Source organism: Terrisporobacter mayombei, assembly GCF_020748465.1.
Taxonomy (GTDB): Bacteria; Bacillota; Clostridia; order Peptostreptococcales; family Peptostreptococcaceae; genus Terrisporobacter; species Terrisporobacter mayombei.
Map to the genome: position 1 here is coordinate 846,747 of NZ_JAHZMP010000001.1, position 14,835 is coordinate 861,581.

The 14,835-nt window shown below is 28.3% G+C and carries 15 protein-coding genes and 1 riboswitch; of the genes, 3 read left to right on the plus strand and 12 right to left on the minus strand.

The features are described 5' to 3' along the window. Window positions 1-80: 80 nt before the first annotated feature. The 6 genes from K0039_RS04130 to yfmF form a co-directional block, all read right to left on the minus strand. Entirely contained in the window at window positions 81-1,370 is a 1,290-nt protein-coding gene (locus K0039_RS04130; protein WP_228103767.1) for an O-acetylhomoserine aminocarboxypropyltransferase/cysteine synthase family protein, read from the minus strand. Between the two features lie 135 nt (window positions 1,371-1,505). Further along, window positions 1,506-1,606, minus strand: a riboswitch (SAM riboswitch). Window positions 1,607-1,669: 63 nt separating this feature from the next. Then, on the minus strand, window positions 1,670-2,608 hold the full coding sequence (rsmH, locus tag K0039_RS04135; RefSeq protein ID WP_228103768.1) for a 16S rRNA (cytosine(1402)-N(4))-methyltransferase RsmH: 939 nt from the start codon (window positions 2,606-2,608) through the stop codon (window positions 1,670-1,672). 33 nt (window positions 2,609-2,641) lie between these two features. Further along, window positions 2,642-3,370: a prolipoprotein diacylglyceryl transferase gene (gene lgt / locus K0039_RS04140; protein WP_228103769.1), complete on the minus strand. Its 729-nt coding sequence runs from the start codon at window positions 3,368-3,370 to the stop codon at window positions 2,642-2,644. A gap of 11 nt (window positions 3,371-3,381) precedes the next feature. Then, window positions 3,382-4,164, minus strand: a complete 783-nt coding sequence (locus tag K0039_RS04145; protein WP_228103770.1) for a tyrosine-protein phosphatase — start codon at window positions 4,162-4,164, stop codon at window positions 3,382-3,384. A 219-nt stretch (window positions 4,165-4,383) separates the two neighbouring features. Next, window positions 4,384-5,670 carry an EF-P 5-aminopentanol modification-associated protein YfmH gene (gene yfmH, locus K0039_RS04150; protein ID WP_228103771.1) on the minus strand — a complete coding sequence of 429 codons (1,287 nt, stop codon included), beginning with the start codon at window positions 5,668-5,670 and terminating at the stop codon, window positions 4,384-4,386. Window positions 5,671-5,672: 2 nt separating this feature from the next. Beyond that, a complete protein-coding gene (gene yfmF, locus K0039_RS04155; protein ID WP_228103772.1) occupies window positions 5,673-6,947 on the minus strand; it encodes an EF-P 5-aminopentanol modification-associated protein YfmF in 1,275 nt (424 codons plus the stop codon). Between the two features lie 359 nt (window positions 6,948-7,306). On the opposite strand from yfmF, the gene ychF reads away from it, so the two are divergent. Both ychF and K0039_RS04165 read left to right on the plus strand, forming a co-directional pair. Next, window positions 7,307-8,404, plus strand: a complete 1,098-nt coding sequence (ychF, locus tag K0039_RS04160) for a redox-regulated ATPase YchF (RefSeq protein ID WP_228103773.1) — start codon at window positions 7,307-7,309, stop codon at window positions 8,402-8,404. A gap of 173 nt (window positions 8,405-8,577) precedes the next feature. Further along, window positions 8,578-9,057 carry a pyridoxamine 5'-phosphate oxidase family protein gene (locus tag K0039_RS04165; protein WP_228103774.1) on the plus strand — a complete coding sequence of 160 codons (480 nt, stop codon included), beginning with the start codon at window positions 8,578-8,580 and terminating at the stop codon, window positions 9,055-9,057. 70 nt (window positions 9,058-9,127) lie between these two features. On the opposite strand, the gene sstT is transcribed toward K0039_RS04165, so the two are convergent. From sstT to K0039_RS04190, 5 genes are all read right to left on the minus strand, one after another. Continuing rightward, complete coding sequence (gene sstT, locus K0039_RS04170; protein ID WP_228103775.1) at window positions 9,128-10,360, minus strand: serine/threonine transporter SstT; 1,233 nt, start codon at window positions 10,358-10,360, stop codon at window positions 9,128-9,130. Window positions 10,361-10,876: 516 nt separating this feature from the next. Continuing rightward, the gene (locus K0039_RS22410; RefSeq protein WP_331476679.1) at window positions 10,877-11,425 is read right to left on the minus strand and encodes an amidohydrolase family protein; all 549 of its coding nucleotides are present in this window, start codon (window positions 11,423-11,425) and stop codon (window positions 10,877-10,879) included. A 214-nt stretch (window positions 11,426-11,639) separates the two neighbouring features. Further along, window positions 11,640-12,050 (minus strand): FxLYD domain-containing protein, encoded by a 411-nt coding sequence (locus K0039_RS04180; protein WP_228103776.1) that lies wholly within the window; start codon window positions 12,048-12,050, stop codon window positions 11,640-11,642. A gap of 93 nt (window positions 12,051-12,143) precedes the next feature. Further along, a complete protein-coding gene (locus tag K0039_RS04185; protein ID WP_228103777.1) occupies window positions 12,144-12,404 on the minus strand; it encodes a hypothetical protein in 261 nt (86 codons plus the stop codon). Continuing rightward, window positions 12,401-13,252, minus strand: a complete 852-nt coding sequence (locus K0039_RS04190) for a serine/threonine-protein kinase (RefSeq protein WP_228103778.1) — start codon at window positions 13,250-13,252, stop codon at window positions 12,401-12,403. The genes K0039_RS04185 and K0039_RS04190 overlap by 4 nt, the downstream gene beginning before the upstream one ends. Before the next feature lie 71 nt (window positions 13,253-13,323). Between K0039_RS04190 and K0039_RS04195 the strand changes: the two genes are divergently transcribed. Beyond that, window positions 13,324-13,764, plus strand: coding sequence for a hypothetical protein (locus K0039_RS04195; RefSeq protein WP_228103779.1), 441 nt, complete (start codon window positions 13,324-13,326; stop codon window positions 13,762-13,764). Between the two features lie 76 nt (window positions 13,765-13,840). Here the strand turns inward: K0039_RS04195 and metA are convergent, their stop codons facing one another. Next, the gene (gene metA / locus K0039_RS04200) at window positions 13,841-14,758 is read right to left on the minus strand and encodes a homoserine O-acetyltransferase MetA (protein ID WP_228103780.1); all 918 of its coding nucleotides are present in this window, start codon (window positions 14,756-14,758) and stop codon (window positions 13,841-13,843) included. Window positions 14,759-14,835 lie beyond the last annotated feature (77 nt).

The following is a 14,835-nucleotide window of genomic DNA, read 5'->3' on the forward strand; positions in this document are numbered from 1 at the left end:
ATATTTAATTTATATTCAGAAGCTGAGAATTATAATTGCGCAATACAAAAAGAAAGATGATACTTCTCATCTTCATTTTTCTATAATGATGCTTTTTCTAAAGCTTGATTCAAATCCCATATTAAATCATTTACATCTTCAATCCCTACAGAAACTCTTATCATATCTGGAGTAACTCCTGCCAATTCTTGCTCTTTTTCATTTAGTTGAGCATGAGTTGTACTAGCTGGATGAATTACAAGTGATTTAGCATCTGCCACATTAGCAAGATGAGAAAAAATTTGAAGAGATTCTATAAATTTAATTCCAGCTTCTAGTCCTCCTCTTATTCCAAAAGTAAATATTGATCCTGGTCCTTTAGGTAAATACTTTTGGCATAAATCATAATATTTATTTTCTTTTAAACCTGGATAGTTGACCCATGCAACTTGAGGATGATTATTTAAAAATTCTGTGATTTTCTTAGTATTCTCCACATGTCTTTCAACTCTTAATGATAAAGTTTCAAGTCCTAACAATAATTGGAATGCATTTTGTGCACTTAGGCAAGCTCCTGTATCTCTTAGATATTGAGCTAGAAGCTTTGTAGTATAAGCTGATTTTCCACAATCTTTAGCATAGTTTAAACCATTGTAAGATAAGTCTGGTTCTGTTAAACATGGGAATTTGCCACTTTCTATCCAGTCAAAATTTCCACTATCAACTACTACTCCACCTAAAGTAGTTCCATGTCCCCCTATAAATTTTGTAGCTGAATGAACAACAATATCAGCACCATAATCAAATACCTTTATTAAATAAGGCGTTCCAAAAGTATTATCTAACATAAATGGAATTTTAGCCTCATGAGCTATTTTTGCAATTTTTTCTATATCAATTATATTTATTCCTGGGTTTCCTATAGTTTCTGCATAAACTAATCTTGTTTTATCGTTTATTGCAGCTCTAAAACTTTCTGGGTCATCAGGATTTACAAAATGAGTTTTAATCCCTAATTTAGGTAACATATTTGCTAATAAATTGAATGTTCCGCCATATATTGTTGGTGCAGCAACTATTTCATCACCAACTTGAAGTATATTTAATATGGCTGCATTTATCGCTCCCATTCCAGAAGAAAAGGCTACAGCCCCTACTCCACCTTCAAGTAAAGCCATTCTTTCCTCAAATACTGCAACCGTTGGATTTGATATTCTTGAATAAATATGCCCTTGTGCCTTTAATGCAAATAAATCTGCTCCATGGTCCACACTTTCAAAGCAATAGGATGTTGTTTGATAAATTGGAACTGCTCTAGCTCCTGTTGCTGAATCTGGTTGTTGTCCCCCATGAACTTGTAATGTTGAAAAACCTAACTTTCTTTCACTCATAATTTGTATCCCCCTTGTTATTTAATATAAATAATATTAAACAATATATAAAAAACCTTACAAATTACATCTCATAAAATAAAAAAGGTTCTTTTATCCTTAAAGATAAAAGAACCTTAATAATCTAAGATTTACCTCTTATCTTTCTTATGTTTCCATAAGTAGGATTTAGCACCTATCTAATATAGGTTGCCGGACTTCTCAGGGCCTATTCCCTCCATCACTCTTGATAAGATTTTTTACTATTAATTTAATAAGTTAATTGTATACATGTTCTTATTCATATGCAATAATAAAAATTATTTTTTTTGAGCTACCCTAAGTTTTGCACTTCTCGCTCTTGGATTTCTTTCAATTTCTTCATCACTAGGAATTATTGGTTTTCTTGTTATAATCTTAACTTCTGATTTTTTGTCACATTGACAAATTGGTAGTTCTGGTGGACAAACACAACTTAAAGCTAAATCTTTGAATTCATTTTTTACTATTCTATCTTCTAAAGAATGGAAGGTTATCACACAAACTCTTCCTCCTTTATTCATAATAGAAACAGCATCTTCAATCATTTTGTTTATTACACCAAGCTCGTTATTTACTTCTATTCTTATGGCTTGGAAAGTTCTCTTTGCTGGATGTGGTCCATCCATTCTAGCTTTTTTAGGTATTGCTTTTTTTATAACGTCTACAAGTTCACCAGTTTTTTCTATTGGACCATTCGCTTCTCTTTCTTCTACTATAAATTTAGCAATTCTCTTTGCCCAATTATCTTCGCCATAATCTCTGATTATCTTAGCTAATTGCTCTTCACTATAAGTATTTACCACATCATAAGCAGAAAAGTCTTTTCTAACGTCCATTCTCATATCTAGTGGTGCATCATGCATATAAGAGAATCCTCTATCAGCTTCATCAAGTTGATGAGAAGATACACCTAAGTCAGCAAGAACTCCATCTATTTTATAAACACCTATTTTTTCTAATTCTGATTTAATATTTTCAAAATTACTGTGTACAAATTTTACTCTATCTGAATACTCTGCCAGTCTTTCTTTTGCCGTAGCTATGGCATTTTTATCTTGATCAAATCCAATAAATAAACCTTTATCAGATAATCTCTTTACTATTTCTTTTGAATGTCCTGCACCACCCATAGTACAGTCCACATATACTCCATCTTCTTTTATGTTTAAATTTTCAATACATTCATCTAGTAGTACTGATACATGATTAAATTCCATTTTTTCTTCTCCTTAAGAGTTACTAGTTAGCCTCTATTTTTTCTTCTTCAATAATATTTTATGTAAAATTAAACAAACTATAATAGTTACTAAACTTATTACTTGAGCCATTCTAAGTGGACCAATCATAAGAGAATCTGTTCTAAGTCCCTCTATGAAAAATCTTCCTATTGAATATAAAATTAAATACGATATAGCTAATTGGCCTTCATATTTTTTCTTCTTTCTAAAACACCACAAAAATATGAATATACCTAAATCCCAGATAGATTCATATAAAAACGTTGGATGAACTTTCATGCCATCAACAATTATTCCCCAAGGTAAAGAAGTTGGACCTCCATGTGCTTCTCCATTTATAAAATTTCCCCATCTTCCTATGGCTTGACCTAAAGGTATACCAATCATTACCGTATCAGCCATCTTAAAGAAATTAATTTTTTTAATTTTAGTATATATGAACCCAGCCAATATACCACCAATTAAAGCTCCATGTATTGCCATACCTCCTCCTCTGAAATTTAATATTTCAGATAGATTATTAGAATACCAAGACCAATTAAAAATAACATAGTAAAGTCTAGCACCAATTAAACCACAAGGTATTGCTATTATAGCTAAGTTTAGTAAATCATCTTCACTTATATTTACTCTTTTTCCTTCTCTTAGCGCTATAAACACGCATATTATCATAGCCAATGCCATTAATACGCCATACCACATTACATCTAAACCAAATATTGTGAATGCCACTCTATCCATTATTTCACCTCTTATAATTTAAATAATCTTTTAAAAAATCCTTTTTTCTTTACTTCCTCTTTACAAGGTTTTGACACATATAGATCTTCATTATTTATTATTGCATTATTATTTTTAATGAATAAATTATCTGCCATTTCTTTTGAATATTTTTCGCATACATATTTGTAGGCATCTAAAAATATTGGTGTTCTTCTTTTGCTACGATGAGCATCTGTTCCTACAATATGAACCATATTTCGGCTTATTAGTGTATTACAAGTTCTTTGTAATTCTTTTCCACTTTTGCCTAAAATACTATGAGAGTTTATTTGTATTATAGCTCCAGCTTCAATAACTTCATATATTAACTCAGGATTTTCTTGAACCTCTCTATATCTTTCCACATGTGCAAAAACTGGTATATAGTTTTTTTCTTTTAATTCATATACTATATTACATAAATCACTTGGAAAATTTGTAGGAGGAAGTTCGATAAGTATGTATCTACTATTATTTAAAGTATAAAAATCTAATTCATCAATTTGTTTTATTAAATCATTAGTATAGTAAATTTCATTCCCAATTAACACTTCAATATCTATCATATTTTCTCTTAAAATATTATTAAAATCTTTTAGCTCTTTTAATAGTTCTTCGCCTTTTTTGTACCTGAAATCTGGATGATAATGTGATGTATTAATAATTTTTTTTATACCTTGTTCCCTAGCTATGAGAGCCATTTCTATAGACTCATTTAAGCTTCTAGAACCATCATCTACTTCAGGCAAAATGTGGCAATGTATATCAATCATAAAACATAGCCTCCTTCTACCCTAAACAATTATCCCTTTCATTTTTTATTATATCAGTTTCTTAATAATAAAAAAATAGAATGCCTTAATTATAATTAATTAATAAATATTTTACAATGAAAAAAGGATAATTATCGTCAAATTTAACTAAAATTATATCTTTAATTAAAATTGACTAATTACCCTTTATTTTATTACATTTTTATTTTTATATAAGTATTATCTAGGTTCTGCGATAGATATAACACAATTTTCTTCTCTAAAATGATTATTTAGTCTTTCACTTACCTCTTCAAATGTGATTTCCTTCATTACCTCCACATAGTCAAGTAAATTTATACCTTTAAATTTGTACGTTATAAAGTTATTAGCAATAAAAGTAACTGAATCAAAATATTTAATAAAGTTGCCTATATTTTTTTTCTTTGTTCTTTCAAAACCTTCTTTGTCTAAACCTTCTAATTTAAATTTTTCAATATAAGACATTATTATTTCTTTTACTTTATGAGGATCTTTTGATTCACCACCTATAGATGTATATGAATAATCTACTTGTGATGAGAATCCTGCTCCAAAATTTGGTGTTATAAGGCCTTGCATATATAAATCTTCGTATATAGCACTACCTTTTTTGAATAGCATATCTGTAATGATATCTGTCATTACTTCGTATCTCAATAATTCTTCACCCTTCATTCCTACTTTGTCATCTTTAAAGCAAATTGAAAACATTGGCATAGAGATTGGGAATTTTGCTACAATCTCTTTTTGCTTGACTTCCTTAGGTTCTTCTGGATAAAATCTCACAATTTCTTCTTCAAGTTTTTGTATATCTTTATGATTAGCTTTTTTTATATGATTAAATACTTCTTCTTTATCTAAATCACCTACAACAAATAAAATCATATTCCCTGGATTATAGAATGTGTTATAGCATTTATATAATTCTTCTTTAGTTATCTTATATATACTGTCCACAGTACCTGCAATATCTATTCTTGTAGGATGATTTACATACATAGCCTTTAAAGCATTAAAAAATACATTCCACTCTGGATCATCATTATACATTTTTATTTCTTGCTCAATTATTCCCTTTTCTTTTTCCACATTCTCATCTGTAAAATATGGTGTTTGAACATAATCTATTAGATGTTCTAAACATTCGTAGAAATATTCTGTAGCTGAAAATAAATAAGCTGTCATTGTAAAGTTAGTAAATGCATTGGCATTTGCTCCATATTTTGAAAACATATCAAATGCATTTCCTCCATCTGGTTGTTCAAACATTTTATGTTCTAAGAAATGAGCAATACCAGCATTTACAAGCATTTTTTTCGTTTCATTTATAGGAATAAATTCTAAATCATTTGAACCATAATTCGTTGCAAGAACAGCATATTTTTTTGTAAATCCTTTTTTAGGCATAAAATATACATCTAAACCATTTTCTAATTTTTCATAATATAATTCTTCTTTCAATAATTCATTAATTATTTTTTCCATTTTTATGCCTCCTTGTTGTTACTTAAGAAGTATATAGTATCTAGCTGAATATTTTTAAATGCATCAACTATATCTTTCACTGTAACCTTATCTATCATTTCTATAATTTTTTCTACAGTTGAGTTTGTTTGACCCATTGTTTGAGAGAAATAAAAATCTGATGCTCCTCCTATAGAGTCTTTTATTGTTTTTAATGAACTTATTAAGGCACTTTTACTATTTAATAATTCTTCTTCTGAAATTTGCCCTTCTTTTAAGTATTCTAGTTGTTCTTTTATTAGCTTAATTGTTTTATCATAGTTTTCACTTTCTATTCCAGAAGCTATAAACATGGATGTTTTATATTTTTCTAGTGAAGAATAAATATAGTAGCATAAGCTCTCTTTTTCTCTAACATTTACAAATAACTTTGAATGAGGTCCTCCACCAAGAACATTAGAACCTACAAATAAAGAATAGTATTTATATTCGTCTTTGTAGTCAATGTTGCATCTAAATCCCATAACAAGTTTTCCTTGAGTTATGTCCATATATTCATTTATTACCTTTACTTCATCCACATCTTTATTAAAATCTGCTCTAGGTATTTCTATTATATTTTCTCTATGAAAGTTAAATCCATTAGATATTATTTTTACTATTTCATCTTCATCAAAATTACCTTCTACAACTATATCTATGGGAGAAGTTTTCATAATTTCCATATAGTGTTCATAAAGTCCTTTGGCAGTTATTTTATCTATATCTTCTACGTAACCTAAATCACTAATTCCATATCTTTCTCCTTTAAACATTTCTTCACGAGCACGCTCAATAGCATATCTACCTTTGTCATTTATAATTGACTCTATTCTATTTTTAAGGTTTTCTTTCTCTATTCTTACATATTCTTCTTTGAATCCACTATCTATAACTAATGGATGATTAACTACTTCGTCTAGAAATTCCACAACAGGTTTAAATATTTTTTCGTCTAAGTATTTTTCATCTGTACTGATAATTTTAAAAGTAATTACTTGAGTTTCTCCTCTTTTACTACTATCTGCTCCTATAGAAACTCCATATAAATCATCTTGATGCTGAGACATTTCTCTAGCACTTGGATATTTTTCACTCCCACTCTTTATTACAGAAGGAAGTAGAGCATTCATCGTTACTTCATCTCTATTTAATAATCTTTGGATATAAATACTTACTAAATTAGTTTTAAATTTTTCTTCTGGTATTAAAGTTAGATTAATTCCTTTACCTAGATTTATTGTTTTATTATTTTTCATTTTTACCTCCTCTTATGAGTAATCACTTGTATATACAATAAATGATTTATATATTCAAAATTTTTCCTTTTACTTAATTATATATCTTTTATTATTTTCTAAAATACTTATTTTTATTTTGTTTACATATTTTTATTAGGATATGCCAAATCTCAAGTTAAAATCCTATTAATAATATAAATTCTTACAAAAATAATGTATTTTACAAATAATAACTTATTTCAAACGTGTTTACACATATTAAGATTATGATGTATAATCAATATGTATGTCTAGAAAATACTAAGAAGTGTTTATAATTTATGTATAAATAAAATTGACAAATATGTAAATTCATATAAGAAAGGAAGATTATTAATATGAAATTAGGTATAGTAGGATTACCAAACGTTGGTAAAAGCACGCTATTTAATGCTATAACTCAAGCAGGAGCTGAATCTGCAAACTACCCTTTCTGTACGATAGAACCAAACGTGGGTGTTGTTTCTGTTCCAGATGAAAGATTAGAAGTACTTAGAGAAATGTATGATTGTAAAAAAGTTATTCCTACAGCTATAGAGTTCTGTGATATAGCAGGTCTTGTTAGAGGAGCTTCAAAAGGTGAAGGTTTAGGAAATAAATTCTTATCTCATATAAGAGAAGTTGACGCTATAGTTCATGTTGTTAGATGTTTTGATGATTCAAATGTTATACACGTTGACGGAAGTGTTAATCCACTTAGAGATATAGAAACAATAAACTTAGAGTTAATATTCTCCGATATAGAAATATTAGAAAGAAGAATCTTAAAAAGTACAAAAGCTGCTAAAGCTGATAAAACAATTGCTGCTGAGGTAGAATTCTTAAAAGAGATATTAGCCGTTCTTGAAGATAATAAATCAGTAAGAGCTATGGATTTAAATGAAGATCAAATTAAATTTGTTGATACTTTAAATTTATTAACTTCAAAACCAGTTATATATGCTACAAATGTTTGTGAAGATGATTTAGCTGACGAAGGTGAAAATAACGAATATGTTCACAAAGTTAGAGAATTTGCTGCTGGTGAAAATTCTGAAGTTGTTGTTGTTTGTGCTCAAATAGAAGCAGAAATAGCTGAATTAGAATCAGAAGAAGAAAAACAAGAATTCTTAGAATCTTTAGGACTTGAGCAATCAGGTCTTGATAAATTAATAAAATCTTCTTACTCTTTACTTGGACTTATGTCTTACTTAACTGCTGGTGTTCAAGAAGTCAGAGCTTGGACTATAACAATAGGAACTAAGGCTCCACAAGCTGCTGGTAAAATCCACTCTGATATGGAGAAAGGATTCATCAGAGGTGAAATAGTAAACTACAAAGATTTAGTTGAATGTGGTTCTATAGCTAATGCTAGAGAAAAAGGTAAAGTTAGACTTGAAGGTAAAGAATATATAATGCAAGATGGTGACGTAGTTAACTGGAGATTCAACGTATAAACTTAATATAAAAATGATTAAGCCAATTATAGATAAATGTCTTTATTGGCTTTTTATTTTCTTTATATAAATAAAAATTTTAATATTCTGTATATTTTTTAAATACATTTTTTTACATATAATAGTGCTATAATTATTACAATTATAAATTATATTCTAAGGGGATGGGGATTTTGAGAAGAAAAGATAGAACTATTAAGGATATTAATACAATCAAAGAGATTGTTTCTAAATGTCAAGTCGTTAGAGTTGCCATGTGTAAAGATAATGCACCTTATTTAGTTCCTTTAAATTATGGTTATGAATTTAAGGACGGAGGAGAACTTATTCTCTACTGTCACTGTTCCACGAACGGTAAAAAACTTGATATTTTAGAGGAAAACCCAAATGTATTCATAGAAATCGATAATAAAAAAGATATTATCGAAGATAATACTCCTTGTGAGTTTGATTTTGAATACTTTAGTATAATGTCTCCAGGTAAAGTTGAATTTGTACATAATATTTATGATAAAATCCATGGTCTAAATAAAATAACAGAAAATTATACTTCTAAAGATAATAATAATGAGTTTAAAAACGAAGCTTTAAATAAAATTTTTTTGCTGAAAATCACATGCACAAACCTTTCTGCAAAAAGTTGTACTAGATAAAATAAAAAGGTATGGTATGAGCAAGATAAATTCTTTCATACTATACCTTTTATATTTATGATAAATTTGTCTAAGCTATGTTTTCTCTTGCTTTTTTATCTTTACGTCTTTTTGAAAGTTCCGCAACTGCAGTATACAATACGTCTGTTGAAGAGTTTAGCGCAGTTTCACAAGAGTCTTGAATAACTCCAACTATAAAACCAACTCCAACTACTTGCATTGCTATTTCATTTGGTATACCAAATAGTGAGCAAGCAAGTGGTACTAAAAGTAAAGACCCTCCAGCTACTCCTGATGCTCCACAAGCAGATACAGCTGATAATACTGATAATATTATTGCTGTTCCTATATCTACTTTTATCCCCAATGTATTCGCAGCAGCTAAAGCAAGAACTGATATTGTTATTGCTGCACCACCCATATTTATAGTTGCTCCCAAAGGTATAGACATTGAATATGTGTCTTTATCTAGTCCTAATTCTTTACAAAGTCCCATATTTACTGGTATATTGGCAGCTGAACTTCTTGTGAAAAATGCTGTTAATCCACTGTCTTTTAAACATTTTAATACTAATGGATATGGATTTTCACGAATTCCTATAAATGTTATTATAGGGTTTACAACTAATGCCGCAAATACCATACATCCAACTAATAATATTATTAATTGACCATAACTTAATAATGATTCTATTCCTGATGTTGATATTGTATCAAATACTAATCCCATTATCCCAAATGGAGCTAAGTTAATTACCCATCTTACTACTTGAGATATGGCATCCGAAATATTTACTATTATTTGTTTTGTAGATTCTTTAGAATTTTTTAATGCAAGACCTAATACTAAGGCCCAAGTTAGTATACCTATGTAATTTGCATTTGCTAGAGCATTTACAGGGTTATCCACCACGTTCATTAATAAAGCTTTTAATACTTCACCTACTCCACCTGGAGGAGTTACTCCCTCTGCCCCTGCTGCAAGTGTTAAAGTTACTGGGAAAATAAAACTTGCTATAACTGCCACTACACCTGCTAAAAATGTTCCTAAAAGATATAAAATTATTATTGATTTCATATTTGTTTTTTGTCCTTCTTTATGTTGACATATTGCAGCCATAACTAAGAAGAAAACTAAAATTGGCGCTACAGCCTTTAAAGCACCTACAAATAATGACCCTAAAATGGCTAATGGTGCTAATTGAGTTGGTACTGTGATTGCTAAAGTTATACCAATTATTAATCCCATAATGATTCGTTTTACTAAACTAATATCATTCCACTTTTTTACTAATTCCTTCATATATGATTCCCCCTAAAAAATTTTTGATATAAACAAATATTAGCACTATTTTATATAGCTTTCAATTGAATTGCTATATTTTCCTATTTATTGACAAAATCATCATAATAATCAGAAAAATAGTTATTAATTTACTCTAATTTTATAACTAAAAAAGCATATTGATGATTACATCAATATGCTTTTAAATTATCTTTTAAAATCAATTATTTCTTTATTTCCAAAATCAACAGTAGTCTGACTTAAAGTTGTATTAGCTATTATTTCGCCTCCTCTGATTGAACAATAAACAGATGCCTGTCTTCTTACTGCATCGTATCCATTCTCAGCTGAAAGAGTAATTATATTTCCTGGCTTACCAACTTCTATTCCGTACTTGTCACTTATATTTAAAGTCCTTTCTGGGTTATCTGTTGTTAAATCTACCGATTAATTTATCTCACTATATCCCATCATTTGGCATACATGAAGCCCCATATGAAGTACTTGTAACATATTTCCTGTTCCCAGTGGATTTCACTGATCCATTATATCATCATGACCAAAACATACATTTATTCCACTCATCTTTAATAATCTAAATAATTTGTATGTGTGAGCTCCATTATATGAATGCATGGCAGTTGTATGACTTGCTGTAACTTTATGAACCATATTATACTCATAAGCTCTAGCTGCAAGTCCTTCTATAAATCTTGATTGCTCATCATCTATCTCATCACAATGGACATCGACTAATACACCATATTTTTTAGCAAGCTCCATAATTTTATTTATACTTTCTACTCCGTATTCTCTTGTAAATTCAAAATGTGGTATGGCTCCTATTACATACGCACCAAGCCTTAATGATTCTTCTAACAATTCTAAACCATTTGTGTAAGATAAAATTCCTTCTTGTGGAAAAGCTACTATTTGTAACATTACATAATATTTTAACTCTTCTCTAAGTTCTATCATAGCTTTCATTGCTGTAAGATTTTTATCTGTAGTATCTACATAAGTTCTTATATATTGAATTCCGTTAGCAACTTGCCAAGATATAGCTTTTCTTAATTTATTCACTTTTTATACAAGCAATACTTATGCCAAAATATTTTCCTTATAAGATCCTCAATATAGCCATCCTATTCATATAAAATTAATCTTATTTTGCGATTTTTCAAATAAAAGATTAATTTCACAAGTTTTACAACAAAAAAAGTGTGCATTTTCCCCAAAATACACACTTAATATATATAATTTAAATACCCCTATTTCAAACCTCTTTTTTAATTACTTAAAAAGCACTTGATTTTACTTTAATATCATATTTGTCAAAATCATTTTCTGAGCAGAATATTTCAATTTTTCTCTTTTCTCCAGGTTCAATTTCTGTTTCATTAGTAAATGACTTTTCTACAACTGTTCCGCCAGAATTCATTAATTTATATTCAAATTCCACGTAGTCTAAAACTTCCTCACTAGTATTTTCAAAAATACCAACTATCTCAGTGCTATAATCACCTCTTTTTACTTTCCATTCTATATCTTTAGCCATTTCTTGTAACTTATTATCATTTTTAACTGTTTCTTTTTCTACTTCTTTTACTGCGTTATCTACACCAGACATTCCTGCTCCAACTAATGCTACACAACCTCCAACAATAACTACAAATCCAATAATAATACCTAATAATACCTTTTTCATATTTTACCTCCATAAGTGATTGTCTAATTATAAATTAATTATATAAATTTACTTATGAGAGTTGGTATGCTGTCAGCATACAAAATGAATTTTTTAGTTCATAGTTAAAGTTAATAATCCACCACCTATTAAAAATATACACATCACATAAATAAAATACCCTACTAACCTTATTGCTATTTTTTTACTTTTTATCAATGGTAACTTATTTTTTATCCCTAAATAATTTGTAAATATAAAATATGTAGATAACATCACTACAACAAGTATAATATTACCTAAAAAATCATTAAAACCTTCTGCAATAAATAGACCAATTATTAAAAATAAGTACCAAAAACTAGCGCCTATCATATAATAGGATTTTTAGATCTAAACCCTGGTAAGGCTTTTGAGTAGTTATGTGATGTTTTTATCTTTCCTTCTTTAATATGCCATTTGCTATCTACTTTTTTATCTATTTTAGTATTTTCTTTATCATAAAGTTTATTTTTTAATTCTTCTTTTAACTCAAGAACATTAGCATATCTTTTTTCTGCAGAAATATGAGTACATTTTTTTATTATGTCTTTTAATAAAGTATTATTTACTTCTTCTTTTACATGTTTTCCTGTAGTTAATACATTCATCATAACACCCATTGCGTATATATCACTTCTACAGTCTGTTTGATCAAACCCAAACTGTTCTGGAGAAGCATATCCTTTTGTCCCTAAAAGGGTTGTATCTAAACTTTCCCCTTCCTTATAAGTTCTTGAAATATCGAAATCAATTAGCTTTAACACATTATCATTGCTTATAATTATATTAGCTGGTTTGATATCTCTATGAATTATAGGAGGATTTAAACTATGAATTTCATATAAAGCATCACACAGAGAAATAATATATTTAATTACTTCTTTTTCTTTTAGCTTATTTTCTTTTTCTAGTATTTTTTGTAAGGTATCTCCATTTATAAACTCTTCAATTATTATAAGTTTATCTTCATATTCTAATATTTCATATATTTTAGGCATGTTTTTACAATTTATATTTTTTATAATTTCATATATTCCCTTTGTATATTCTTTTATTTCTTTTTTTATATATATTTTTTCATCCTGTATATTTTGAACTATAAAAATTTCAACTTTTCTACTTTTATGAATAGATTTCAGTTCTTCATACAAAGATAATTTAAATTCTGTATTTATATTCAAATTTAGCACCTCATCTTATTGATTTTGTAACGCTAAAATTATATCATATTACAAGAAGAGGTGAAATATCTATGAAAAATCTAGAAACCATAAATCTTATGAGCTTATTAAATAATATAGATAATGAATCTAACTTAGATGATTTTATATCAAATACTTTAGATAACTCTAAAAATATAAAACTTTGTGAATATTTAGAAAAGATGTTTAAAGAAAAAGGCATGAGTAAAAGCGTCGTTATTAAAAATGCCGACTTAGATAGAACTTATGCATATGAAATTTTAAGAGGAGATAAAAAGCCTAGCAGAGACAAAATACTACAACTTTGTATAGGTAGTAATTTCACTTTAGACGAGACTAATAAAGCCTTAAAAATCGGTAATTGTGGTGAGCTTTATCCAAAAATCACAAGAGACAGTGTTATAATCTTTGGCCTAAATAAAAATTTAAATATCCTTCGTATTAATGAGCTTTTATTTTCTTATAATTTGACATTATTAGGAGAGGAATAATACTATTCCTCTCAATATTTTTAGATTAAGTTTATACAAATTATTTCCCAGGAAAATTTATTCCTAATTATTATAATTAATTTATTTCATCAATATTATAAGGTGTATCTTGGTATACACAGTAATTTAACCAATTACTAAATACTATGTTTGCACTTTCTCTCCAAGTAACTAAAGGAATAGTTTTATCATCATCATTTTCAAAATAATGTTTAGGCATTTCTATAGGTAATCCTTTGCTTAAATCTCTTAAGTATTCTACTTTTAAAGTATCCCTATCATATTCTAAGTGACCAGTTATAAATATTTGTCTTCTACTTTTGTTAGCTACAATAAATATCCCTGCTTCATCTGATTCTGATAATATCTCTAAATCATCAACTTTCTCTATATCTTCTCGTTTCACTTCTGTATGTCTAGAATGAGGAGCATAAAACACATCATTTAACCCTCTAGTTAAATTATCATGTTCAAAATTATTTCTATGTTTAAATACCCCAAATAATTTCTTATCTAATTGATATTTGGACACATTATAATGATGATAAAGAGCTGCTTGTGCTCCCCAACATATATGTACTGTGGAATAAACATGAGTTTTCGTCCAATCCATTATATTTTTTAATTCATCCCAATAATCCACATCTTCAAATTTCATTTGTTCCACTGGTGCACCAGTAATAATAAGTCCATCAAATTTTTCATCTTTAACATCATCCACATATCTATAGAATTTTTCTAAATGTTCAAGTGGTGTGTGATTGCCCGTATATGATTTAGTTTGAAGCAGTGTAATTTCAACCTGAAGGGGTGTATTCGAAAGATATCTAAGAAGTTGATTTTCAGCTTGAATTTTTATAGGCATTAAATTTAATATTCCTATCTTAAGTGGTCTAATATCTTGATGATTTGCTCTTTCTATATTCATTACGAAAATATTTTCACTTGACAGTACATTGTATGCAGGTAACTGTGATGGTATTTTAATAGGCATTTATTTTCCCCCTTTTTTCATTTCCCCTTTTTCTATATTTAGAATAAATTATAGCACAATTATATATTTATTTAGCC